At 71.9% G+C, this 22,576-nt stretch carries 22 protein-coding genes; 7 read left to right on the plus strand and 15 right to left on the minus strand.

Going from position 1 to position 22,576, the window contains the following annotated elements; translation table 11 throughout:
• Positions 1-59 precede the first annotated feature (59 nt).
• Both eat and ACIQWR_RS39245 read left to right on the plus strand, forming a co-directional pair.
• The gene (gene eat, locus ACIQWR_RS39240; RefSeq protein WP_404020255.1) at positions 60-1,556 is read left to right on the plus strand and encodes an ethanolamine permease; all 1,497 of its coding nucleotides are present in this window, start codon (positions 60-62) and stop codon (positions 1,554-1,556) included.
• Positions 1,557-1,613: 57 nt separating this feature from the next.
• Positions 1,614-2,321, plus strand: a complete 708-nt coding sequence (locus tag ACIQWR_RS39245; RefSeq protein ID WP_404020258.1) for a gamma-glutamyl-gamma-aminobutyrate hydrolase family protein — start codon at positions 1,614-1,616, stop codon at positions 2,319-2,321.
• A 260-nt stretch (positions 2,322-2,581) separates the two neighbouring features.
• Here the strand turns inward: ACIQWR_RS39245 and ACIQWR_RS39250 are convergent, their stop codons facing one another.
• Positions 2,582-3,529: a LysR family transcriptional regulator gene (locus tag ACIQWR_RS39250; RefSeq protein ID WP_404020261.1), complete on the minus strand. Its 948-nt coding sequence runs from the start codon at positions 3,527-3,529 to the stop codon at positions 2,582-2,584.
• A 70-nt stretch (positions 3,530-3,599) separates the two neighbouring features.
• Between ACIQWR_RS39250 and ACIQWR_RS39255 the strand changes: the two genes are divergently transcribed.
• Positions 3,600-4,757 (plus strand): TDT family transporter, encoded by a 1,158-nt coding sequence (locus tag ACIQWR_RS39255; RefSeq protein ID WP_404020263.1) that lies wholly within the window; start codon positions 3,600-3,602, stop codon positions 4,755-4,757.
• Here ACIQWR_RS39255 and ACIQWR_RS39260 read toward each other — a convergent pair.
• Positions 4,754-5,509, minus strand: coding sequence for a helical backbone metal receptor (locus tag ACIQWR_RS39260; RefSeq protein WP_404020266.1), 756 nt, complete (start codon positions 5,507-5,509; stop codon positions 4,754-4,756). The genes ACIQWR_RS39255 and ACIQWR_RS39260 overlap by 4 nt on opposite strands.
• Positions 5,510-5,514: 5 nt before the next feature.
• Entirely contained in the window at positions 5,515-6,108 is a 594-nt protein-coding gene (locus ACIQWR_RS39265) for a helix-turn-helix domain-containing protein (protein WP_404020269.1), read from the minus strand.
• Positions 6,109-6,343: 235 nt separating this feature from the next.
• Between ACIQWR_RS39265 and ACIQWR_RS39270 the strand changes: the two genes are divergently transcribed.
• The 4 genes from ACIQWR_RS39270 to ACIQWR_RS39285 all read left to right on the plus strand — a co-directional run bounded on the left by ACIQWR_RS39270 (position 6,344) and on the right by ACIQWR_RS39285 (position 10,989).
• Positions 6,344-7,249 (plus strand): 5'-3' exonuclease H3TH domain-containing protein, encoded by a 906-nt coding sequence (locus ACIQWR_RS39270; RefSeq protein WP_404020345.1) that lies wholly within the window; start codon positions 6,344-6,346, stop codon positions 7,247-7,249.
• Positions 7,250-7,310: 61 nt separating this feature from the next.
• Positions 7,311-8,138 (plus strand): siderophore-interacting protein, encoded by an 828-nt coding sequence (locus tag ACIQWR_RS39275; RefSeq protein ID WP_404020271.1) that lies wholly within the window; start codon positions 7,311-7,313, stop codon positions 8,136-8,138.
• A gap of 252 nt (positions 8,139-8,390) precedes the next feature.
• Positions 8,391-9,992: a serine hydrolase gene (locus ACIQWR_RS39280; protein ID WP_404020274.1), complete on the plus strand. Its 1,602-nt coding sequence runs from the start codon at positions 8,391-8,393 to the stop codon at positions 9,990-9,992.
• A 28-nt stretch (positions 9,993-10,020) separates the two neighbouring features.
• Positions 10,021-10,989 (plus strand): pseudouridine synthase, encoded by a 969-nt coding sequence (locus ACIQWR_RS39285; protein ID WP_404020276.1) that lies wholly within the window; start codon positions 10,021-10,023, stop codon positions 10,987-10,989.
• On the opposite strand, the gene ACIQWR_RS39290 is transcribed toward ACIQWR_RS39285, so the two are convergent.
• The 12 genes from ACIQWR_RS39290 to pafA form a co-directional block, all read right to left on the minus strand.
• Entirely contained in the window at positions 10,944-11,639 is a 696-nt protein-coding gene (locus tag ACIQWR_RS39290; RefSeq protein WP_404020279.1) for a helix-turn-helix domain-containing protein, read from the minus strand. The two genes, ACIQWR_RS39285 and ACIQWR_RS39290, sit on opposite strands and share 46 nt — an antisense overlap.
• 90 nt (positions 11,640-11,729) lie before the next feature.
• The gene (locus tag ACIQWR_RS39295; protein ID WP_404020281.1) at positions 11,730-14,570 is read right to left on the minus strand and encodes a DEAD/DEAH box helicase; all 2,841 of its coding nucleotides are present in this window, start codon (positions 14,568-14,570) and stop codon (positions 11,730-11,732) included.
• A gap of 45 nt (positions 14,571-14,615) precedes the next feature.
• Positions 14,616-15,503: a diacylglycerol kinase gene (locus ACIQWR_RS39300; protein ID WP_404020284.1), complete on the minus strand. Its 888-nt coding sequence runs from the start codon at positions 15,501-15,503 to the stop codon at positions 14,616-14,618.
• A 17-nt stretch (positions 15,504-15,520) separates the two neighbouring features.
• Positions 15,521-16,477: a twin-arginine translocase subunit TatC gene (gene tatC / locus ACIQWR_RS39305; RefSeq protein ID WP_399262015.1), complete on the minus strand. Its 957-nt coding sequence runs from the start codon at positions 16,475-16,477 to the stop codon at positions 15,521-15,523.
• A gap of 47 nt (positions 16,478-16,524) precedes the next feature.
• The gene (gene tatA / locus ACIQWR_RS39310; RefSeq protein WP_404020287.1) at positions 16,525-16,827 is read right to left on the minus strand and encodes a Sec-independent protein translocase subunit TatA; all 303 of its coding nucleotides are present in this window, start codon (positions 16,825-16,827) and stop codon (positions 16,525-16,527) included.
• A 142-nt stretch (positions 16,828-16,969) separates the two neighbouring features.
• Positions 16,970-17,167, minus strand: a complete 198-nt coding sequence (locus ACIQWR_RS39315; RefSeq protein ID WP_404020290.1) for a hypothetical protein — start codon at positions 17,165-17,167, stop codon at positions 16,970-16,972.
• A gap of 114 nt (positions 17,168-17,281) precedes the next feature.
• Complete coding sequence (locus ACIQWR_RS39320; RefSeq protein WP_404020293.1) at positions 17,282-17,554, minus strand: hypothetical protein; 273 nt, start codon at positions 17,552-17,554, stop codon at positions 17,282-17,284.
• Positions 17,555-17,583: 29 nt separating this feature from the next.
• On the minus strand, positions 17,584-18,552 hold the full coding sequence (locus ACIQWR_RS39325) for a helix-turn-helix transcriptional regulator (RefSeq protein ID WP_404020295.1): 969 nt from the start codon (positions 18,550-18,552) through the stop codon (positions 17,584-17,586).
• Between the two features lie 17 nt (positions 18,553-18,569).
• Complete coding sequence (locus ACIQWR_RS39330; protein ID WP_404020297.1) at positions 18,570-19,526, minus strand: helix-turn-helix transcriptional regulator; 957 nt, start codon at positions 19,524-19,526, stop codon at positions 18,570-18,572.
• Positions 19,527-19,664: 138 nt separating this feature from the next.
• Entirely contained in the window at positions 19,665-20,057 is a 393-nt protein-coding gene (locus ACIQWR_RS39335; RefSeq protein WP_404020300.1) for an FKBP-type peptidyl-prolyl cis-trans isomerase, read from the minus strand.
• A gap of 59 nt (positions 20,058-20,116) precedes the next feature.
• Positions 20,117-21,064, minus strand: coding sequence for an FKBP-type peptidyl-prolyl cis-trans isomerase (locus ACIQWR_RS39340; RefSeq protein ID WP_404020303.1), 948 nt, complete (start codon positions 21,062-21,064; stop codon positions 20,117-20,119).
• A 141-nt stretch (positions 21,065-21,205) separates the two neighbouring features.
• Entirely contained in the window at positions 21,206-22,567 is a 1,362-nt protein-coding gene (pafA, locus tag ACIQWR_RS39345; protein WP_030016332.1) for a Pup--protein ligase, read from the minus strand.
• Positions 22,568-22,576 lie beyond the last annotated feature (9 nt).

The raw sequence follows: 22,576 nt of genomic DNA on the forward strand, positions 1-22,576 counted from the left end.
GCCACTCCCGAACGGCAAAGGTACGCCCCACAACCATTGCCCTAGGCAGGAGCGCGCACATGGCCGACGACATCGAGGCCCGGCTGACGAAGGCCGTGCCCGGACCCACCCCGTCCCCCGAGGGCGGACCCGACGGTGGACCCGACGGCGGGAACGACTACCTGGAACGCCGCACCCTGCGCCGCGGCAGCGCCGGCTGGCTGCTGCTGACCGGCCTCGGCGTCGCCTACGTCGTCTCCGGGGACTTCTCCGGATGGAACGTCGGCCTGAGCAAGGGCGGCTTCGGCGGCCTCGCCATCGCGACCGTCCTCATGGGCGCCATGTACGCCTGTCTGGTCTTCTCCCTCGCCGAGCTCTCCACCATCCTGCCCACCGCGGGCGGCGGCTACGGCTTCGCCCGGCGCGCGCTCGGCCCCTGGGGCGGCTTCCTCACCGGTACCGCCATCCTGATCGAGTACATCCTGGCCCCGGCCGCGATCGTCATCTTCATCGGCGACTACGTCGAGTCCCTCGGCCTCTTCGGCCTCACCTCCAGCTGGCCGGTCTACCTCGGCTGCTTCGTGATCTTCATCGGCGTGCACCTCTGGGGCGTGGGCGAGGCACTGCGCTTCAGCCTCGTCGTCACCGCCGTCGCCGTCGCCGCCCTGCTGATCTTCGCCGTCGGCGCCTTCACCGACTTCTCGGTCAGCGGCCTCGACGACATCGCCGTCGACGCGAGCGCGGTGGGCTCCAACTCCTGGCTGCCCTACGGCGTCCTGGGCATCTGGGCGGCGTTCCCCTTCGGCATGTGGTTCTTCCTCGGCGTGGAGGGCGTGCCGCTCGCGGCCGAGGAGGCCAAGGACCCGGTCCGCTCCATGCCGAGGGCGCTCGCCATCTCCATGGGCATCCTGGCCCTGCTCGCCCTGATCACCTTCTTCGCCGCGACCGGGGCGCAGGGTGCGGACGCGGTCAAGGACGCGGGCAACCCGCTGGTCGTCGCGCTGGAGGGCACCGGCGACCCGACCCCGCTGAGCCGGTTCGTCAACTACGCGGGCCTGGCCGGGCTCGTGGCGTCCTTCTTCTCCCTCATCTACGCCGGTTCGCGCCAGCTCTTCGCGCTCTCCCGCGCGGGCTACCTGCCCCGCTTCCTGTCCCTGACCAGCAGCCGCAAGGCGCCCTACCTGGGTCTGGTCATCCCCGGCGCGATCGGCTTCGCGCTGGCCGCGGCCACCGGCGACGGGGCCCGGATGCTCAACATCGCCGTCTTCGGCGCCACCATCTCCTACGCCCTGATGGCCCTGTCCCACATCGTGCTGCGCCGCCGCGAGCCGAACCTGGAGCGGCCGTACCGCACTCCGGGCGGGATCGTCACCTCGACGGTGGCCTTCGTACTCGCCCTGTCGGCCCTGGTCGCCACCTTCCTGGTGGACAAGGACGCCGCATTCATCGCACTCGCCGTGTACGCCGTCGCCCTCGCCTACTTCGCGTTCTACAGTCGGCACCACCTGGTGGCCTCGGCGCCCGAGGAGGAGTTCGCGGCTCTGGCGGCAGCCGAGGCGGAACTGACCCGGGACTGACACGCTCGTCCCGTCGACCACCACCGCCCGTCGTTCCACCCGCTGGAGGTATGCACCGTGCCCAGGCCGCTCATCGGCATCACCACCTATGTGGAGGCGTCCACCCGCTACGGCGCGTGGGACCTCCCGACCGCCCTCGTGCCCACCGGCTACTACGAGTTGGTCCAGGCGTCCGGCGGCAGCGCGGTGCTGCTCCCGCCGGACGATCCCGGGCAGGCGGCCGCGGTCCTGGGCCGCCTGGACGGCCTGGTCGTGGCGGGCGGCCCGGACGTGGACCCGGTCCACTACGGAGCCCCCCGCGACCCCCGTACGGGCGCCCCCGCGACCGTGCGCGACGCCTGGGAGCTGGCCCTGATCCGGGCCGCCCTGGACGCGGGCACCCCGCTGCTGGGGATCTGCCGGGGCATGCAGGCGCTGAACGTGGCCCTGGGCGGCACGCTGGTCCAGCACATCGACGGGCACGCGGGGGTGCCGGGGCCGGTGGACTGGCACCCGGTGCGGCCGGTAGCGGGGACGCGCTACGCGTCGCTCGTGCCGGAGGTGGCGGAGGTGCCGACGTACCACCACCAGTGCGTGGACCGGCTCGGGCGCGGCCTGATCGCCTCGGCGCACGCGCTGGACGGGACGGTGGAGGCCATCGAACTCCCGGCGGCCGACGCCGCCTGGGCCCTGGGCGTCCAGTGGCACCCCGAACGCGACAAGGACACCCGTGTGATGTCGGCCCTGATCACCGCCGCCACCCGCGTCCCGGCCGCGCTCCCCTAGACGGTCCCGCCCTCCGGGGGCGCCTCAATCGCCGGCGCGGCTGGATCTCCCAGCCCCGCCCGGGGGCCCCTCCCAGCGGTAGCTGGGAGAGTTTGAGGCGCCGCCGGAGGCCACAACGACCCCATCCAGCCCCGCCGGCGTTTGAGGCGCCGCCGGAGGCCACGACTACCGTCAGGCACCCGGCGCCCCAGGACCACCACCCCAAGCCCCGCCGGAGGCACCCGCACCGGCGCCGGCGGGCGGACGCCACCCGGCCCCCGTCAGGCCGGCGTCGACCGCGTCAGCGACAACAGGTCCCGGGCCGGCCCCGCGGGCCGGGTCCCGGCCGGCCAGACGGCCCGCAACGACCGCCCCAGCGGCTTGCCCGCCACCGTCACCGCCACCAACCGCCGCCCGGCCAGCTCGTCCCGCACCGCCAGCTCCGACAGCACGCACGGCCCCGCCCCGCTGATCGCCGCCGCCTTCACCGCCGTCGTCGAGGCGAGTTCCAGCAGCGGCTGCGCCAACCCCCCGCACCCGGCCAGCGCCGCGTCCAGCACCTGCCGCGTCCCCGACCCGCGCTCCCGCAGGATCAGCGGGGTCGTGGCCAGTTCGGCGGGGGTCACCTCGCCCGACCGCCGCCGCGCCCACGGGTGCACCGGCGCCACCGCCACCACCAACCGGTCCTGCGCGATGACCACCGAGTCCAGCCCGTCCGGCACGGCCGGCCCCTCGATGAAGCCGAGGTCCGCCTCCCGCGCCAGGACCCGCTCCGCCACCAGCGCCGAGTTGTCCGCCTGGAGGGACACCGCCGTCCCCGGCCGCTCCGCGCGCAGCGCGATCAGCCAGCCCGGCAGCAGGTACTCCGCGATCGTCATGCTGGCCGCCACCCGCAGCCGCGAGTCCCGCGCTCCCCGCAGCGCCTGGGCTCCCGCGTCGAAGGCCTCGGCCGCCTCAACGATCCGCCGCGCCCAGTCGGTGACCAGCGCGCCCTGTGCGGTCAGCGTGGAGCCGCGCGGCGTACGGTCCACCAGCGCCACCCCCAGCCGGGCCTCCATGGCACGGATACGGCTGCTCGCCGCGGGCTGGGTGATCCCCACCTCCCGCGCGGCGCCGCCGAGGCTGCCGACCCGCGCCACCGCGATCAGCAGTTCGAGCGCGCCCAGGTCGGGCACCCGGTGCGAGAGCGGAACCGGGTGTGCGGCAGATCCGACGCCAGCTTCAGTCATAAGGTCAGTTTATGTCCTCATAGGACGGTGGGTTCTGCCGTCCACCCCTCCCCGGGCGCACGCTGGATCCATGGCCACCACCGCGCACCACCGCCCCTCCGCCCGCCGGGCCCACGAAGCCCTGGGCACCCGGCCCTCCGGCACCACCGCCGCCCGGCGCCCGCTCCCGGTCCTGCGCCACCTCGGCCCGAACTGGTACGCCTCGGTCATGGGCACGGCCATCATCGCCAACGCCGGTGCGACCCTCCCCTACCAGCTCCCGGGCCAGCGCGTGGCCTGCCAGGCCGTCTGGGCGCTGTCGGCGGCCCTCCTGCTCACTCTGCTCACCGCCCGCGCCGGACACTGGCTGCACCACCGCGACCAGGCCCGCGCCCACCTGCTCGACCCCACGGTGGCCCCCTTCTACGGCTGCCTCTCGATGGCCCTGCTGGCCGTCGGCGGCGGCACCCTCATCGTCGGCAAGGACCTCATCGGAGTCACCGCCGCCGTGGCCGTGGACACGGTGCTGTTCACCGCGGGCACCCTGATCGGTCTGCTCGCCGCCGCCGGAATCCCCTACCTGATGGTGGTCCGCCACAAGGTCGAGGCCGAGCAGGCCACCCCCGTCTGGCTGCTCCCCGTCGTCGCCCCCATGGTCTCCGCCGCACTGGGTCCCCTGCTGATCCCCCACCTGGCCGCCGGGCAGGCCCGCGAGGCCATGCTGCTCGCCTGCTACGCCATGTTCGGGATCAGCCTGCTCGCCACCCTGCTGATGCTCCCCCTGGTCTTCGGCCGACTGATCGTGAACGGCCCCCTGCCCCTGGCCCTCACCCCCACCCTCTTCCTGGTCCTCGGGCCCCTCGGCCAGTCCACCACCGCCGTGAACTCGCTCGCGGACATGGCCCCCCGGTCGATAGCCACCCCCTACGCCGACGGGTTCGGGGTCTTCGCCGTGGTCTACGGGGTTCCCGTGATGGGATTCGCCCTGCTGTGGCTGGCCCTGGCCGCCGCGATGCTGGTGCGGGCCGCCCGGCGCGGCATGGGGTTCGCGATGACCTGGTGGGCGCTGACCTTCCCCATCGGCACCTGCGTCACCGGAGCCGCCGGGCTCGCCCGCCACACCGGCCTCACCGCCTTCGCCTGGCTGGCCACCGCCCTGTTCGTGGCCCTCGTCATCGCCTGGCTGGCGGCCGCCGCGAACACCCTGCGCGGCCTGTACACCGGCCGGCTCCTGGCCGCGCCCCGCTAGTGCTGTGACCGGAAAGGCTCCCGCCAGGGCCGCGCCGCCCGCAGGGCCGCCGCCAGTACCGCCGGAGCCTCGGCCAGCGAGGGCCCGTACCAGGTCAGGTGCCGGCCGCTGACGAGGGCGGCGGGCAGGTCGGGGAAGGCCTCCGGCCCGTCCCCGGCCGTGAAGCGGTACGGCTCGTCCGGGAACACGACCAGATCGCAGGGCGCCGCGGCCAGCTCGGCCGCCGGGATCCTCGGGTACCGCTCGGCGTGGTCGGCGTAGACGTTGCGCACCCCCAGGCGGGCCAGCAGATCGCCCGCGAAGGTGTCCCGGCCCAGCACCATCCAGGGCCGCCGCCACACCGGTACGAAGGCGTTCCACGCGCCCACCGGCTCCACCCGCGCCCACGCCGACCCGGCGTCCGCCAGCCAGCCGGGCCGGGCCAGCCCCAGGGCATCGACGAACAGCCCTTCCAGCTCCCGCAGCGCCTGCGGCAGGTCCCGGATCCCGGTCACCAGCACCCGCAGCCCGGCCGCGCGCAGGGCGTCGAGGTCCGGGAGCCGGTTCTCCTCCTCGTTGGCGATGACCAGGTCCGGGCGCAGCTCCACGACGGCCCGCACGTCCGGGTTCTTCGTACCGCCGATCCGCACCGCCGCCCCGAGGTCCGCCGGGTGCGTGCACCAATCGGTGACCCCGACCAGCAGCCCCGGCGCGCTCACCGCGACCGCTTCGGTCAGGGAGGGCACCAGGGAGACGACCCGCGGCCCCCGCACGCCGGTCAGTGCTCCGGCGAAGGGGGCTCGGAGGTGGCGTGGATGTGGTCCCCGACGGCGACGACGAGGAGCTTGGTCTCCTCGGTCATGGCCCGCCAGCGGTGCCTCACCCCACCGGAGAGGAACAGCGCGTCGCCGCACTCCAGCCGGTACGCCCGCCCCTCGGCCTCGACCTGGCAGGACCCGGAGACCACGTACATCAGCTCGTCGTTGCGGTGCTGGTACTCGCGGCCCGCGTCCCGGTCCCCGGTGAACTCCAGGGCGTGCAGCTGGTGGTGCCCGCGCACCAAGGGGCGTACGCCCGGGGCCGGTTCGAGGCCCTGGTCGTCGGCGGCGCTGACCAGGTCGACCGTGCGCGCCGTGTCGGACGCGGCCAGCAGTTCGACGGCCGTGGTCTCCAGCGCGTCCGCGACCCGTTCGAGGGAGCGCATGCTGGGCCGGGCCCGTTCGTTCTCTATCTGGCTCAGGAACGGCACCGAGAGTCCGCTGCGCGCCGAGACGGCGGCGAGGGTGAGTCGCAGCGCGCGGCGCCGCTTGCGCACGGCCACGCCCACCCGGAGCGGTTCCTTGGTGTCTCTTTCCTTTTCCTTGTCGTCCATGGCGGGGCTGCCCTCCCCTTGTCCGTCGCACATAGGTGTGCTGTAAGCACCTTACGCAGCATCGGCCCCCCGCACCGCTCGCACGGCCCGACCGTATCGGGACCCCGGCGAATTCCGAGCCGTACTCCAGTGACGGATGGTGGCGTTCCGGTCCTGTTCCGTCTCAGGTGGTGACGCCAGGTGCGGGAGGGTGTCGGTGGGGTACGGCATCATCGTCAAGGTGACCCGACGCCTGATGCTCCTCGACACCGCTTCCCTGTACTACCGCGCCTACTTCGGCGTTCCGGACTCCGTCCGGGCACCGGACGGGACCCCCGTCAACGCCGTGCGCGGGCTGCTCGACTTCATCGGGCGCCTGGTCCAGGACCACAAGCCGGACGATCTGGTGGCCTGCATGGACGCGGACTGGCGGCCGCACTGGCGGGTGGAGCTGATCCCCTCGTACAAGGCCCACCGCGTCGCCGTGGAGACGGAGACCGGTCCCGACGAGGAGGAGACCCCGGACACCCTGGCCCCGCAGGTCCCGATCATCGAGGCCGCGCTCGACGCCTTCGGCATCGCCCGGGTGGGCGTCGAGGGCTACGAGGCGGACGACGTGATCGGCACCCTCACCACCCGGGCCACCGGTCCGGTGGACATCGTCACCGGCGACCGCGACCTCTACCAGCTGGTGGACGACGCCAAGGCGCGCCGCGTCCTGTACCCCCTCAAGGGGGTCGGCACCCTCCAGGTCACCGACGAGGCCTGGCTGCGCGAGAAGTACGGGGTGGACGGTCCCGGCTACGCCGACTTGGCATTGTTGCGCGGGGATCCGAGCGACGGCCTGCCGGGAGTGCCCGGAGTGGGCGAGAAGACGGCCGCGAAACTGCTCGACGCCTACGGTGACCTGGCCGGAATCCTCGCGGCGGTCGGCGATCCGGGCTCGAAATTGACCCCGACGCAGCGCAAGCGGCTCGACGAGGCCCGTCCGTACCTCGCCGTGGCCCCCAAGGTGGTCCAAGTGGCCCGTGACGTGCCGCTTCCTCCGTTCGATCCGGCCCTGCCGGCCGCTCCGGCGCACCCCGACGTGCTGGACGCGCTCGGTCACCGCTGGGGCCTGGGAGGCGCTGTCGCGCGTCTCACCAGTGCACTTCGACTCTGAGGTGGTAACTTAGGTAATCCTAAGTTTCAGGGGAAGCAGCACGGGACATCGGGGAGACGCCGTGGCAGAAGGACGTGCACGCAGGATCGCCACCGCCGAGGTGGTCCGGACCGAGCGACTGAGCGCCCACATGGTGCGCGTCATCCTCGGCGGAGAAGGCCTGGCCGCCAGGTTCACGGTCGGGGACTTCACCGACCACTACGTGAAGCTGCTCTTCGCCCCGGAGGACGTCACCTACGCCGAACCCTGGGACCTGGAGGACATCAGAGCGGCGCACCCCCGCGAGCACTGGCCCCGACAGCGCGCCTACACGGTGCGCGCCTGGGACCCGGCGCACTCGGAACTGACCATCGACTTCGTCGTCCACGGCGACGAGGGACTGGCGGGCCCGTGGGCGGCGCGCGTCCAGCCCGGCGAAACGGTCCGCTTCCTGGGTCCCGGCGGCGCCTACGGCCCCGACCCGACGGCCGACTGGCACCTGCTGGCCGGCGACGAGAGCGCACTGCCCGCGATCGGCACCACCATGGAGCACATGCCGGTGGGCGCCGAGGTGATCGCCCTGGTGGAGGTCGGCGGCCCGGACGACGAGCAGAAGATCGCCACCCCGGACGGCATCGTCCCGATCTGGATCCACCGCGGCGAGCGCCCGGTGGGCGAGGCCCTGGTCGAGGCCGTCACCTCGCTGCAGTTCCCGCCGGGCCGGGTGCAGGTGTTCGTCCACGGCGAGGCGGGCTTCGTGAAGGAGCTGCGCCGCCACCTGAAGGTCGATCGCGGCATCCCGGCCAAGCAGCAGTCGATCTCCGGCTACTGGCGCCTGGGCGAAACGGACGAGGGCTGGCGCGCGATCAAGCGCGACTGGAACGCCCAGGTAGAAGCCGAACAGGACTGACCCCGAACCCATCCGAGGCACCCACCCCAGCCCACTCCACCCCAGCCCATTCCAGCCCCGCCGGCGTTTGAGGCGCCCCCCCTTCAGCCCCGCCGGCGTTTGAGGCGCCCCCGGAGGGCAGGACGACCCGCACCCGGCGTCGAAGCGTCGTCCGGCCAGGGCCGGCGGGGCCGGGGCCAAGGCCAGGGCCGGGGCCGGGGCCGGGGTCACGCCCGGCGGGCGGGGCCACGCCCCCCGCAGGACAATGGGCCCATGCGCAGCGAACGCACCCGCGCCCGAACCCTCGGCGCCGCAGGAGCCGCCCTGCTCCTGGCCACGACCCTCACCGCGACCGCCACCGCCACCACCGCGACGGCGGCCGAGGCCGCCACCGGCCCCCCGCAGCCGAAGCCCTCCCTCACCGACGCCCAGGTCGACAAGGCCGTGGCCGGCCTCGACGCGACCATCACCGCCCTGATGCGCCGCACCGGCGTCCCCGGGGTCTCCGTCGCCGTGGTCCGCCACGACAAGGTCGTCTACCTCAAGGGATTCGGCGTCCGCAGGACCGGCGACCCCGCGAAGGTCGACCCCGACACCGTCTTCCAGATCGCCTCGGTCTCCAAGCCGGTCTCCTCGACGGTCGTCGCGGGCGCCCTCACCGACGCGGCCGACTGGGACCGCCACGTGGAGCTGCCCGGCTTCGCGCTGAAGGACCCCTGGGTCACGGACCACGTCACCACCGCCGACCTCTTCTCCCACCGCAGCGGCCTGCCCGATCACGCCGGAGACCTCCTCGAAGACCTCGGCTACGACCAGGCGTACATCTTCGACCACCTCCGCGAGGAGCCCCTCGCCCCCTTCCGCGCGAGCTACGCCTACACCAACCTCGGCCTGACCGCCGCGGCCGAGGCCGTCGCCCGCGCCAAGGGCGTCAGCTGGGAGAAGCTCAGCCAGGACACCCTCTTCAAACCCGCCGGGATGACGCACACCTCGACCACCTTCAAGGGCTACGAGGACGCCCCGGACCGCGCCGCGACGCACGTCAAGAACGCCGACGGCAGCTGGAGCCCGCGCTACGTCCGCGATCCCGACGCACAGGCCGCCGCCGGCGGGGTGAGCTCCACCGCCCGCGACATGGGCCGCTGGTTGCGGCTCCAGCTCTCCGGCGGCACGCTGGACGGCCGCCGGATCGTCCCCGCCGCGACCCTGGCCCGGACCCACCTGCCCGAGATCGTCTCCTCGCCGCCCACCACCCCCACCGCTCGCGCCGGGTTCTACGGACTGGGCTGGAACGTGTCCTACGACGACGCGGGCCGCCTGCGCCTGAGCCACTCCGGCGCCTTCGCCCTCGGCGCCAACACCAACGTCACGATGCTGCCCCTGGAACAGCTGGCCATCGTCGTCCTCACCAACGGCGCGCCCGTGGGCCTGCCCGACGCCGCCGCCTACGACTTCTTCGACACCGCCGAGCACGGCAAGCCCACCACCGACTGGCTGAAGCTCTTCGCCTCGGTCTACGCCGCCCAGTTGGACGAGGGCCCGCGCTCCCCCACCGACTACGCCCACCCGCCCACGGACGCGAAGCCCGCCCGCGAGGACGGCACGTACACCGGCACCTACGAGAGCCCCTACTACGGCAAGCTCACCGTGAGTGCCGAAGCCGGCGCCCCGGCCGGCCGGGGCCTGACGCTCTCGCTCGGCCCGAAGCCGCTGCGCTTCCCGCTGACCCACTACGACGGCGACACCTTCAGCTTCGAGACCACCGGCGAGAACGCGGTCGGCCGCACCGGGGTGACCTTCACCGACGGCAAGGTCCGCGTCGAGTACCTGGACGCCGGGCCCGGACACCTGGGGACCTTCACCCGCGCCGGGTGACGCCACCGGGCCGCATACGCTGGTCCCGATGAGAAGCAGAGCCCTGCCCCCCGCCCCGCTGCCCCAGCTCCACGGCATCGACCCCGTCCGGCTCCTGATGCACCGGGACACCCCGCACCCCACCATCGGCGCCTTCCTCGAAGCCCACTACGCGGGCACGGCCGGCGCCGAGCCGATGGCGCGGCTGCTGCGCGCGGGCCGGGTGTACGGCTCCGACGGACGGCCCCGCCGCGCGGACGACCCGTACGAGCGGGACGCCTTCCTGTGGTTCCACCGCGACCTGCCCGCGGAGCATCCGGCGCCCGGCGTGCCCCGCGTCCTGTACCGGGACGCGCACCTGCTCGTCGTGGACAAGCCGCACTTCCTGGCCACCACCCCGCGCGGCAGCCACGTCACCCAGACCGCGCTCGCCCTGCTGCGCCATCGCCTGGAGCTGCCCGAGCTCAGCCCGGCGCACCGGCTGGACCGGCTGACGGCGGGGCTGCTCATGTTCAGCATCCGGCCCGAGGACCGCGGGGCCTACCAACTCCTCTTCCAGGACCGGCGCGTGCACAAGGAGTACGAGGCCGTCGCGCCCTACGACCCCGCGCTCGACCTGCCCCGCACCGTGCGCAACCGGATCGAGAAGACCCGCGGGACGATGGCCGCGATCGAGATCCCGGACGGCGTGCCCAATGCCGAGACCCTGGTCGAGCTCGTCGAGCACCGCGGCGCCCTGGGGCGCTACCGGCTGACCCCGCACACCGGGCGCACCCACCAGCTGCGCGTCCACATGAACGGCCTGGGCGCCCCGCTCCTCGGCGACCCCGTCTACCCGGAGGTCGGCGACCCGGCCCCCGACGACTACCGCCGCCCGATGCAACTCCTGGCCCGCGTCCTGTCGTTCACCGACCCGGTCACCGGGCTCGCGCACCGCTTCGAGAGCGCGCGCACGCTGGGCGCCTGGGACGACTACGAGGCCTGGGCGGCCGGGGTCCCGGAGGGGCCAGAGGTCTGAGGGCTCACGCCCGCGATCCGCAGGGCCGCGTCCGCCGTGGCCGTCGCGACGGACTCGACGGGTCGACCCGGGTCGGAGCGGTGGATGAGCATCACGCCCTCTATCAGACCGAAGACCAGGTCGTTGCGCAGGGCCAACCCCGCCGCGTCGCGCGCCAGTTCGGCGCCCGCGTCCGTACCGCGCAGCAACACGCGGTAGACCTCGCGCAGTTCGGCGCGCATCTGGCGGAAGCGGGCGAACCGCTCACCGCAGCCGACCTCGGGCAGCAGGTAGAGCGCGCCCAGGTTGTGCGGCCCGCCGCACAACTGCATGACGTCGGAGCGGCACAGCTCCCACAGCCTGCGCTCGGCGCTCAGCTCCGCGGCGCCGAGCAGCCTCCTGGCCAGGACCAGCGAGGGGGCCACCGTGGACTCCAGGAGTTCGGCGAGGAGTTCCTCCTTGCCGCCGAAGTAGTGGTACATCGTCGCCTGGCGCATACCGGCCAGTTCGGCCACCGCCCGTGTGGTGGTGGCCGCGTACCCGCGGACCGTGAACAGCTCCGCCGCCGCGCCGAGGAGTTCCTCGCGCGGCGGCCGCCCGCTGTCCGGTCTTCGCTGATCGGCACGTGGCCGACCGACCCGTCTCGCTCCTTCGCCCACTGCCCCACTCATGCGCAGATCGTCGCACAGCGCACGGAGAAAGGATCATGGCAAGAGATCAGATCAAGCCATGCCCGCTTTCGGAGGAAGCCCCAAAAGCGGCTAGCCGACGGAGCTGTAGGCCACTACACCCCGCAAAAGGGCGTCCACGGCCTTGCGGGCATTTCGCGCCACCGTGCTGGTCCCGCCACCGGAGTTGGCCGGGGCGGCCGCCGCGACCTGCCCGAGCACGTCGATGACCTGCTTGCACCAGCGCACGAAGTCCCCGGCGGGCATCCCGGCCTCGCGCAGCACCTCGTCGAGGCTCTTGTCGGAGGCCCACTGGTACACCGCCCACGCGAAGCCGAGGTCCGGCTCGCGCTGACCCACGCCCTCCGCCTGGTTGATCCGGTGCTCCTCCTCCAGCGCGTCGAGCCTGCCCCAGATCCGCACCATCTCCGCCAGCGCGACGCTCGCCGCACCCGCCGGCACCTTCGGCGCCACCGCATCGTCGGACTGCCGCGCCTCGAACACCAACGCCGAGACGCACGCGGCCAGTTCGGCAGGGCTCAGGCCCTCCCAGATCCCGGCCCGCAGGCACTCCGAGGCCAGCAGGTCCAACTCGCCGTACAGCCGGGCCAGGCGCCGGCCGTGCGCGGTGACCTCGTCCTCGCGCAGGTAGTCCAGCTCCGTCAGCAGCGCGTGGATGCGGTCGAAGGTGCGGGCGATGGTGTTGGTCCGCCCCTCGATCCGGCGCTCCAGCTGCTGGGTGTCCCGCTTCAGCCGGTGGTAGCGCTCCGCCCAGCGCGCGTGGTCCTCGCGCTCGTCGCACCCGTGGCACGGGTGCGCGCGCAGCGCGGCGCGCAGCCGGGCGATCTCCCGGTCGTCCGCCGCCTCGGCCCGACCCCGCCGGGACCGCTCCGGCGCGATGTGCCCCGCCTTGACGCGCAGCTGGGAGGCGAGGTCGCGGCGCGATTGCGGGGAGCGCGCGTTGAACGACTTGGGGATCCGCATCCGCTCGATGGGCTCGACCGGCACCGGGAAGTCGATCGCGGCGAGCCGCTTGACCTGCCGCTCCGCCGTGAGCACCAGCGGGCGCGGGCCCTCGGTGTACTCCTGGCCGCGGTGCCCGTTGGAGCGCCCCGCGGGCACACCGGGGTCCAGGACCAGCGCGAGCCCGGCGAACTTGCCGGTCGGCACGTGGATGATGTCGCCCGGCTTGAGCTTCTCCAGGGAACCGGCCGCCTGGGCCCGGCGCTGGGAGGCGCCCTGCTTGGCCAGGTCCGTCTCGCGGTCCTTGAGGTCGCGGCGCAGCTGCGCGTACTCCTCGAAGTCCCCGAGGTGGCAGGTCATGCCCTCGGTGTAGCCCTCCAGGCCCTCTTCGTTGCGCTGCACCTGCTTGGAGATGCCGACGACGGAGCGGTCCGCCTGGAACTGCGCGAAGGAGGTCTCCAGCAGCTCGCGCGAGCGGTGCCGCCCGAACATCTGGACCAGGTTCACGGCCATGTTGTACGAGGGCTTGAAGCTGGAGCGCAGCGGATACGTACGGGTACCGGCCAGGCCCGCGAGGGCCGCCGGGTCCATCGCGCGCTGCCACAGCACCACCGCGTGACCCTCGACGTCGATGCCGCGGCGCCCGGCCCGGCCGGTGAGCTGCGTGTACTCGCCGGGGGTGATGTCGGCGTGCTGCTCGCCGTTCCACTTGACCAGCTTCTCCAGGATCACCGTGCGCGCGGGCATGTTGATGCCCAGCGCCAGGGTCTCCGTGGCGAAGACGGCCTTGACCAGGCCGCGGACGAAGAGTTCCTCCACGACCTCCTTGAAGGTCGGCAGCATTCCGGCGTGGTGCGCGGCGATGCCCCGCTCCAGCCCTTCGAGCCACTCGTAGTAGCCGAGGACGTGCAGGTCCTCGGTCGGGATCGAGGCGGTGCGCTCCTCGACGATCTCCCGGACCCGGGCGCGCTTGGCGTCGTCGTTCAGGCGCAGCCCGGCGTGCAGGCACTGCTGGACGGCGGCCTCGCAGCCGGCGCGGCTGAAGATGAAGGTGATGGCCGGAAGCAGGCCCTCGTTGTCCAGGCGCTCGATGACCTCGGGGCGGCCCGGCGTCCAGATCCGGTTGCGGGAGCGGCGCTCGCGCTCGCGGTCGGCCTCGCGGACCATCTTGCCGCGCCGGCGGTCCTTCGGGCTGTACGAGCGGGTGTTCTCCTCCCGCGCCATGCGCAGCAGGTCGGGATTGACCTCGCGGCGCGCGCTGCCGCGGCCGCCGTGGTCGCTCTCCTCCTCGAAGAGGTCGTGGATCCGGCGGCCGGCCATGACGTGCTGCCACAGCGGAACGGGCCGCTCCTCGGAGACGATCACCTCGGTGTCACCGCGGACGGTGTCCAGCCAGTCGCCGAACTCCTCCGCGTTGGACACGGTCGCCGACAGCGACACGAGGGTGACCGACTCGGGAAGGTGGATGATCACTTCCTCCCAGACGGCTCCGCGGAACCGGTCGGAAAGGTAGTGCACCTCGTCCATGACGACGTAGCCGAGACCGGTCAATGCGGGGGACTTCGCATACAGCATGTTGCGCAGTACCTCGGTGGTCATCACGACCACCGGCGCATCGGCGTTGACACTGTTGTCACCGGTCAGCAGACCCACCTTCGCCGCGCCGTAGCGCTTGGCGAGGTCGGCGTACTTCTGGTTCGACAGCGCCTTGATCGGCGTGGTGTAGAAGCACTTCTTGCCCTGGAGCAGCGCCAGGTGGACGGCGAACTCGCCGACGATGGTCTTGCCCGAGCCCGTGGGGGCGGCCACGAGCACGCCCTTTCCGGACTCCAGGGCCTTGCACGCTTCGATCTGGAAGGGATCCAGATCGAACTCGTACATCTCCCGGAAGGGGTGCAGGGCCATGGCTTCTTCGGCGGCGCGGCGGCGGAACGCGGCGTACGCGTCGGCGGGGGAAAGTTCCTCGGTCATCTTGTCGTCGACCCTACCCGCCCCCTCTGACAACAAGCGCGATCTTTATGACAGGAGCCGCAGCGCAGCGGGCACGCACTCGGCGGTCACGGGCAGCGGCCCCACCGGCTCCCCGTCCGCGTAGGCGGTGAGCCCGACGGCCTCCAGGGTCACCTTCGCGGCCCGGTGCACGCTCACCTTCGGGTGGCCGGTGTGCGTCCCCTTGTAGACCTGCGGGAAGACCTTCAGCAAGGTGGCCCGCGAGCAGTCCCCGACCACGGTGACGTCGAAGAGCCCGTCGTCGGGCCGGGCGTCGGGGCAGATGCGCATCCCCCCGCCGTACGAGGACCCGTTGCCGACGGCGACCAGCGTGGCCTCGGTCTCGATGACCGGTCCGTCGTCCAGGGTGATCCGGTAGGGGTGGGGCCGGAAGGCGGCCAGCTCGGCGAGGATCGCCAGGTCGTACTTGAAGCGCCCCACCGGCCAGCGCATCCGGTTGCCCCGGTCGTTGACCCGCGAGTCGAAGCCGGAGCAGAGCACGGTCCCGTACCAGCCGCCGGCCACCCGCCCGAGGTCGATCTCGCGGAACCGGCCCTCCTTGAGGACCCGGGCCGCCAGCTGTCCGGCCGCCGCCGGCTCCCGCACGGGCAGCCCCAGCGCCCGCGCGAAGTCGTTGCCGGTGCCCACCGCGACCACACCGAGCGGCACCAGCGTGCCCGCCACGGCCTGCAGGGCCAGCGAGACCATCCCGTCCCCACCGACCGCGATCACCGCTCCGGTGCCCTCACGGACGGCCGCGCGCAGCCGTACCAGCGCGTCCGCGGCGTCCGTGCCGACGACCGTCCGCACCGAGAAACCTGCCTCCCGGAGCGCGGAAGCGGCCGGCTGCGCGGCATGCGCGCCCCGGCCGCGTCCGGCGGTGGGATTGACGAAGAGGGTGATCTCAGCACTCACCCCCCGGAATGTACCTGTCAGGTGGCGTCGTCGAAACCGTTGATCCGCTGGCGTCCGCCGTCGGCCTGGCCGGGCAGCGCCGTGGGCGCGGCGACCTCGTCGATCGAGCCGACCGGCGCCGGGGTGAGGTCCAGCGCGGACGCCTCGTCGTCGTCGAGGTCGGCGTCGGGGTTCTTGCGCTTGCGCCGGCGGTCGTTCATCAGGCAGATGCCGAGCGCGATGAAGTAGAGCGCGATGATCGGCGCCGCGAGCGACATCATCGTGAGCGGGTCGCCGGTGGGCGTCGCGAACGCCGCGAAGATCGTGATGCCGAGGACCATGATCCGCCACCAGCTGGCCAGCCGCTTGGCGGTCAGCACCCCGGTGACGTTCAAAAGGATCAGCAGCAGCGGCAGCTCGAAGGCCAGACCGAAGACGACGACCATCCGCGTGACCAGGTCGAGGTAGTCGTCGACGGGCAGCAGGTTGCGCGCGTTGTCGGGGGTGAACTCCAGCAGGATCTGCGCGGTCTGCGGCAGGATCTTGTACGCGAGCACCGCGCCCGCGCCGAAGAGCGGCGCGCCGATGGCCACGAAGCCGATCGCGTACCGCTTCTCGTGGTTGTGCAGGCCCGGCGCGATGAAGGCCCAGAGCTGGTAGAGCCAGACCGGGGCGGAGAGCACGATGCCCGCGGTGAGCGAGACCTTCAAGGCGATCGAGAACGGCGCGATGAGGCCGTTCACGGTCATGTCGGCACAGGGCCGGCCGTTGCGCTGCGAGACCACTCCGTTGGTGCAGCCCACCGAATCCAGCATCGGCTTCAGCATGAAGTCGATCAGGTTCTTGTAGTAGAAAGCCGCCACGATGGTGATCACGAGGATCGCCACGACCGTCTTGAGCAGGCGGTTTCTCAGCTCACGCAGGTGCTCGATGAGAGGCATCCGCCCTTCGGCGTCCTTCTCCCGCTTCTCCTGCTTTCGGGCAGACTTGAGCAACCCAGGTCCCTTGGCTCGTTGCAGATGACTGGCGCGACCGGTGGGGGTCAGGCCTGGGTGGAGCGGTTCGGCTCGCTGACCGGACGCGCGCTCGTGACGTCACCGGGCGCGGCCTGGATGGTGCGCGGGACCGCCTGCGGAGCCTGGTCGGCGGGAGCGGCGGGCGCGGCGGCGGCCGCGGCGGCGTCCTCGGCCTCGCCGTCCTTCTTCATCGCCTTGGCCTCGCTCTTGAGGATGCGGGCGGACTTGCCCAGCGAGCGGGCCATGTCCGGGAGCTTCTTGGCGCCGAACAGCAGGAAGATCACGGCGATGATCAGGAGGATCTCAAGAGGCTTCAGATTGCCGATCATGTCTGACTTCCTTCTCACCGAAGCGGCTGGTCGTAAGGACGCGGTGGTCCGGGACAGGAATCCGGAAACCGCTCTGACAAGGATCGTAACCCCCAGGGGTTAACGCCCGGCAATCCCCCGGCGCCCCCGTGATTGCGCGCGTCTAGTGCGCGCCGCCGCCCGAACGGGCCAGATCGACGGTCGCCCGCTCCAGTTCGCCCGACGCGTCCGCGATCCTGCGGCTCGCCTCGGCGACCTGTCCGGAGAGCCTGCGGACCTCGACGAACACCCGCACGGCGAGGACGGCCAGGACGGCGACCCCGAGGAAACCCAGGACAATTGCGAGCATCGGCCACAGCATGCGCCGAGCCTAGCGCCTGCCCCCGCCGCCCGTACCGGCAGGGCGCGGCGCCCGGCCACACACGACGGGCCGTCCAGCGACCGTCGAGCGGAACCCGTGCGCCCGCCCCGCTCGCTACAGGCTGCGCAGCGTGCTCACACCGCCACCGGTCAACAGCTCGATGATCCGCTCCCCGGCGTGCTTGCGCACCGCCGCCCCGCACTCCGGGCAGGTGAAGGAGTAGAAGGTGGTGCGGCGGCTGCCCCCGATGGCCAGCCGCAGCGCCCGCGCGCTCAGCTCGAAGCGAGCCCGGCACTCGGGACAGGCGGCCTTGAAACTGACCGCCTCCCCACCGGGCGCGCCGGATGCTGCGGGCACGGCGGTATCGGGCGTGGAGATGACTGACATCGTGCGGCGGTCCCCCTCGGTCGCGGTCCTCAGACCTCTTCTCCGTACCCGGCCAATGCCTCGCGCGCCGCCCGGCGCGCACTGTCCGACAGCTCGGTCGGCGACACGATCCGACCGTCCCCGCCCAACCGCAGTCCCAGCCGGCGCAGCGACGCCGGATCCGGGGTGCGCAGGGTGATCCGCAGCCCCCCGTCCGCCAGCTCCTGCGCACTGTCGTGCGGGTAGTACTCGGCGACCCAGCGGCCACCGGGCCCCACCTCGATGACGACCTCCGGGTCCCCCGCAGCCGGCTGTACGAGCCCCACCGACAGGTCGCGCGGTTCGATCGCCGGCGGGTCGGCCCGCTCGTCCAGCAACCGGATCTCCGCGACCCGGTCGAGCCGGAAGGTGCGCCGCGCCTCGGAGAGGTGGCACCACCCCTCCATGTACGTGTGCCCCACCGCGAACAACCGGATCGGGTCCACCGTGCGCTCGGTCAGCTCGTCGCGGGCCGGCGAGTAGTACCGCAGCCACACCCGACGGCGCTCGGAGATCGCCCGGTCGACGTCCGCGAAGACCCCGCCCTCCGACTCGAAGGTCACCGACAGCCGCGAGCTCGCCCCGGCCGCCTCGCCCGCCGCGGCCTCCAGCTTCGCGGTCGCCCGCAGCAGCGCCTCGCGGTCGCTCTCGCGCAGCCCCGGCAGCGTGGCGACCGCCCGCGCGGCCACCAACAGGGCCGTGGCCTCGTCGGCGGCCAGCCGCAGCGGCTCGGCCGTCGACTCCCCCGACGCGTCGGGGTTGCGCCACCAGATGCGCTCGCCGTCGGTGTCGATGTCCAGCAGGTCCCCGCCGCGGAAACTCGTCCCGCACATGGGCAGCACGTCGAGGTCCGAGATCAGCTCGTCCTCGGTGATCCCGAAGGCGCGCGCGACGTCCGCCACGTGCGCCCCGGGGCGCTCGCGCAAGTACGTCACCAGCGACAACATCCGTCGGGTCTGGTCAATGGCATTGGCAGCCATGCCGCTACGTGTTCCCCTCAGCCTTTGGCCACGGCGCGCAGCCGGTCCACCACGTCGGCCCGCAGGTCCGCGGGCTCCACCACCACCACGTCCGGCCCGAACTCCACGAGCCAGGCGTCCAGTCCGTGACCGTACGGGATCTCCAGCTCGTCCCAGCCGTCGGCGCCCTCGCGCACGGCCGTCGCCCGGGCCCGCAGCGGGTAACCCGCGCCCGCCCGCAGCCGGATCAGCGCCGAACGGTCCGCGGTGTCCCCGGCCCAGCTCGCCACCGTCTCGCGCACGGTCACCACGTCCGGCACCCCGGCCGTGTACTGCCCGGCCCGCGAACGCACCTTGCCGGTGATCCGGGAGAGCCGGAACACCCGCTCGGCGCCGCGGTCCCGGTCGAAACCGGCCAGGTACCAGTGACCCCGCCAGCACTCCAGCGCCCACGGCTCGACCTGCCGGGTCGCCGGGTGCGCCGCATTGGACTTGCGGTAGTCGAAGACCACCGGACGCCGGTCCCGGCACGCCAACATCAACGGCTCGAAGGCCGCCTCGTGGACCGGGATGCGCGGCTCGATCGCACTGTGCTGACCGTCGTACGGATCCCCCGCCTCCGGCATGCCCCCGGCCCGCAGCTTCTGCAGGGCGCCACTGGCCGCACCCGCCAGCCGCGCCTGCTGCCACACCTTGGCGGCCACGCCCAACGCGGCGGCCTCCTCCGCGTCCAGGGAGACAGCCGGCAGCCGGTTGCTGTCCCGGCGCGCCATGTAGCCGATGTCCCCGTCGAGGCTCTCGATGGTCTCGATGACCAGCCCCAGCTCGCGCAGGTCGTCCTTGTCCCGCTCGAACATCCGGTTGAAGGATTCGTCGTTGCCGGCTTCCAGATAGGCCTCGATGGACCCGCGCAACTCGCGCTTGCTGAGCGGCCGGCGGGTCCCCAACAGACACAGCGCCAGGTTCATCAACCGCTCGGCCTTGGCAATCGCCATCGACGCCCTTCCCCCGATCTCCCACGACACACTCGTGACCGTTGACCGTACCGTCCTGGGCCCCGTCGGCAAAAGCGAACGCAGAAGTGAGGGGCCCCCGCCGTACGGCGGGGGCCCCTCACGGTGAAGACCGGTGGATCAGGCGGCCATCAGGTCGCACACGAAGATCAGCGTCTCGCCCGGGGCGATCGCCCGACCCGCGCCCTGGTCGCCGTAGGCGAGGTGCGCCGGGATCGTCAGCTTGCGACGCCCGCCGACCTTCATGCCCTGGACGCCCTTGTCCCAGCCCTGGATGACCTGACCGATGCCGAGGGTGAAGGGAAGCGGCTCGTTGCGGCTCCACGAGGAGTCGAACTCCTCGCCGGTGGAGAAGGCGACGCCCACGTAGTGGACGCGGATCTTGGAGCCCACCTTGGCCTCGGCCCCGTCGCCCAGCCAGATTTCCTCGATCACGAGGTCGGTCGGGACATCGCCTTCGGGGAAGTCGATCTCGGGCTTCTCGAGCTTGTCGCTCACGGAACTGCTCCTCATACGTACGAACGAAAAAAGGGTCCCTCCCAGCGGGAGCCGGGAGGGCGACCGGACAAGTCTTACATCACGGCGAGGATGTCGAGGCTGAAGACCAGCGTCGAGTTCGCGGGGATGGTGCCCTGCTCCTTGTCACCGAAGCCGTCGGCCGGCGGGATGACCAGCAGGACGCGGCTGCCGAGCTTCTTGCCGACGATGCCGTCCTTGAGGCCCTTGACCGACATCTGCGACAGCGGCCAGGTCACCGACGAGTCCGTGGCGTACGTGGATTCGAAGGTCTTGTCGTCCTTCCACGTCTTGCCGTTGAACCGGACCACCACGCTGTCGGACTCCTTCACGACGGCGCCGTCACCCTCCAGCACGTAGTTCGAGACCAGCTTGGCCGGCGGGGTCGCGTCCTTGGGGACCGCGACCGACACCTCCTTGCCGTCCGTGTTCGTGCCGACCTTGGGCAGGTCCTTGTCGTCCTGCGGGATCTCCTTGCCCTTGGCCGAAGCCGGGATGGACGTGCCCTTGACGATGTCGACGACGAAGACCAGCGTCGCGTTCGGCTTGATCTTGTCGCCGGAGCCCTCCTTGCCGTAACCGAGCTCCGGCGGGATCACCAGCTCCACACGGCTACCGACCTTCTTGCCCTCCAGGCCCTGGTCCCAGCCCTTGATGACCGCGCCCGCACCGATGGTGAGGTCGAAGGGAGCCGGACGCCCGAAGCTCTTGTCGAACGGCTCGCTGCCGTCCCAGACCTGGCCCAGGTAGTTCACCTGCGCCGCGTCACCCTTCTTCAGCGCCGGGCCGCTGCCCTCGCTGAGCACCTCCACCTTCAGCTCCTTGGGCGGGTCACCCTTGCCCTTCGAGACGGTGGGTTCCTCGCCGAACTTGGCGCCCTTCGTGATCGCGGGCACCCCGTTCTTCATCTGGGCGGAGTCGGAGCCCTTGTCGTCGCCGCCACCACAGGCCGCTGTCGACAGCAGCAGAAGGGGGACGACAAGCAGGCCGGCAATTCGGCGCACGTGTTCCTCAGATCTCAGACGGCACATCGGTCGCCGCCAACTCTAAGGCGTGCACCGGGCCCCGTACGAGAGACGTACGGGGCCCGTGAGATCTACCACTCCAAGATCCCGCCGCGCGTTCCACCACCGGCGGGAACCCGGTCACATCCCTGCGATGAGCTTCTCCACCCGGTCGTCCACCGACCGGAAGGGGTCCTTGCACAGCACGGTGCGCTGCGCCTGGTCGTTCAACTTCAGGTGCACCCAGTCGACCGTGAAGTCCCGCCGCTGCTCCTGCGCCCGCCGGATGAAATCACCGCGCAAGCGCGCCCGCGTGGTCTGCGGGGGCACCGACTTGCCCTCGAAGATCTTCAGGTCGTTGCAGATCCGCGCCGCCTGCCCCTTGCGCTCCAGCAGGTAGTACAGACCCCGCCGGCGGTGGATGTCGTGGTAGGCGAGGTCGATCTGCGCGACCCGCGGGTTCGACATGGTCATGTTGTGCTTGGCCCGGTACCGCTCGATCAACTGGTACTTCATGACCCAGTCGATCTCCGTACCGATCCGGTCCAGGTCCTCGGCGTCGATCGCGTCCAGCGTGCGGCCCCACAGCTCCAGGACCTGGTCCACGACCCCCGTCCGGATCCCCCGGCGCTCGGCGAAGTCCACGGCCTTGTCGTAGTACTCGCGCTGGATCTCCAGCGCCGAGGCCTCCCGACCGCTCGCCAGGCGCACCTTGCGCTGACCCGTGATGTCGTGACTGACCTCGCGGATCGCCCGGATCGGGTTCTCCAGGGTCAGGTCCCGCATCACCGTGCCCGCCTCGATCATGCGCAGCACCAGATCGGTCGCGCCGACCTTCAGCAGCATGGTCGTCTCGGACATGTTCGAGTCACCGACGATGACGTGCAGGCGCCGGTAGCGCTCGGCGTCCGCGTGCGGCTCGTCCCTGGTGTTGATGATGGGCCGCGACCGGGTCGTCGCGGAGCTCACGCCCTCCCAGATGTGCTCGGCCCGCTGGCTCACGCAGTAGACCGCGCCCCGAGGGGTCTGCAGCACCTTGCCCGCGCCACAGATCAGCTGGCGCGTGACGAGGAAGGGAATGAGGATGTCCGCCAGGCGGGAGAATTCTCCGTGCCGGGCCACCAGGTAGTTCTCGTGGCAACCGTACGAATTGCCCGCCGAGTCGGTGTTGTTCTTGAAGAGGTAGACGTCGCCCGCGATTCCCTCCTCGTGCAGGCGGCGTTCGGCGTCGACGAGCAGACCTTCGAGAATGCGCTCGCCGGCCTTGTCGTGGGTGACCAGTTCGGTCACGTTGTCGCATTCGGGAGTTGCATATTCCGGATGCGAACCCACATCGAGGTACAGGCGGGCGCCGTTCCGCAGGAAGACATTGCTGCTGCGGCCCCATGAGACGACACGGCGGAAGAGGTAGCGCGCCACTTCGTCAGGAGACAGTCGGCGCTGTCCCCTGAACGTGCACGTGACGCCGTACTCGTTCTCCAGCCCGAAAATGCGGCGGTCCATGACTGAACA

Origin of the sequence: Streptomyces sp. NPDC098789, from assembly GCF_044759975.1 — a bacterium.
GTDB lineage: Bacteria > Actinomycetota > Actinomycetes > Streptomycetales > Streptomycetaceae > Streptomyces.

What these genes read in the sequence shown, in the direction of transcription:
- eat (WP_404020255.1), top strand. Translation starts at nt 60, where the DNA reads ATGGCCGACGACATCGAGGCCCGGCTGACGAAGGCCGTGCCCGGACCC.
- ACIQWR_RS39270 (WP_404020345.1), top strand. Translation starts at nt 6,344, where the DNA reads ATGCTCCTCGACACCGCTTCCCTGTACTACCGCGCCTACTTCGGCGTT.
- ACIQWR_RS39280 (WP_404020274.1), top strand. Translation starts at nt 8,391, where the DNA reads ATGCGCAGCGAACGCACCCGCGCCCGAACCCTCGGCGCCGCAGGAGCC.
- ACIQWR_RS39255 (WP_404020263.1), top strand. Translation starts at nt 3,600, where the DNA reads ATGGCCACCACCGCGCACCACCGCCCCTCCGCCCGCCGGGCCCACGAA.
- ACIQWR_RS39250 (WP_404020261.1), bottom strand. Translation starts at nt 3,529, where the DNA reads ATGACTGAAGCTGGCGTCGGATCTGCCGCACACCCGGTTCCGCTCTCG.
- ACIQWR_RS39335 (WP_404020300.1), bottom strand. Translation starts at nt 20,057, where the DNA reads ATGAGGAGCAGTTCCGTGAGCGACAAGCTCGAGAAGCCCGAGATCGAC.
- ACIQWR_RS39290 (WP_404020279.1), bottom strand. Translation starts at nt 11,639, where the DNA reads ATGAGTGGGGCAGTGGGCGAAGGAGCGAGACGGGTCGGTCGGCCACGT.
- pafA (WP_030016332.1), bottom strand. Translation starts at nt 22,567, where the DNA reads ATGGACCGCCGCATTTTCGGGCTGGAGAACGAGTACGGCGTCACGTGC.
- ACIQWR_RS39295 (WP_404020281.1), bottom strand. Translation starts at nt 14,570, where the DNA reads ATGACCGAGGAACTTTCCCCCGCCGACGCGTACGCCGCGTTCCGCCGC.
- tatA (WP_404020287.1), bottom strand. Translation starts at nt 16,827, where the DNA reads ATGATCGGCAATCTGAAGCCTCTTGAGATCCTCCTGATCATCGCCGTG.
- ACIQWR_RS39285 (WP_404020276.1), top strand. Translation starts at nt 10,021, where the DNA reads ATGAGAAGCAGAGCCCTGCCCCCCGCCCCGCTGCCCCAGCTCCACGGC.
- ACIQWR_RS39330 (WP_404020297.1), bottom strand. Translation starts at nt 19,526, where the DNA reads ATGGCGATTGCCAAGGCCGAGCGGTTGATGAACCTGGCGCTGTGTCTG.
- ACIQWR_RS39265 (WP_404020269.1), bottom strand. Translation starts at nt 6,108, where the DNA reads ATGGACGACAAGGAAAAGGAAAGAGACACCAAGGAACCGCTCCGGGTG.
- ACIQWR_RS39315 (WP_404020290.1), bottom strand. Translation starts at nt 17,167, where the DNA reads ATGCTGTGGCCGATGCTCGCAATTGTCCTGGGTTTCCTCGGGGTCGCC.
- ACIQWR_RS39325 (WP_404020295.1), bottom strand. Translation starts at nt 18,552, where the DNA reads ATGGCTGCCAATGCCATTGACCAGACCCGACGGATGTTGTCGCTGGTG.
- ACIQWR_RS39320 (WP_404020293.1), bottom strand. Translation starts at nt 17,554, where the DNA reads ATGTCAGTCATCTCCACGCCCGATACCGCCGTGCCCGCAGCATCCGGC.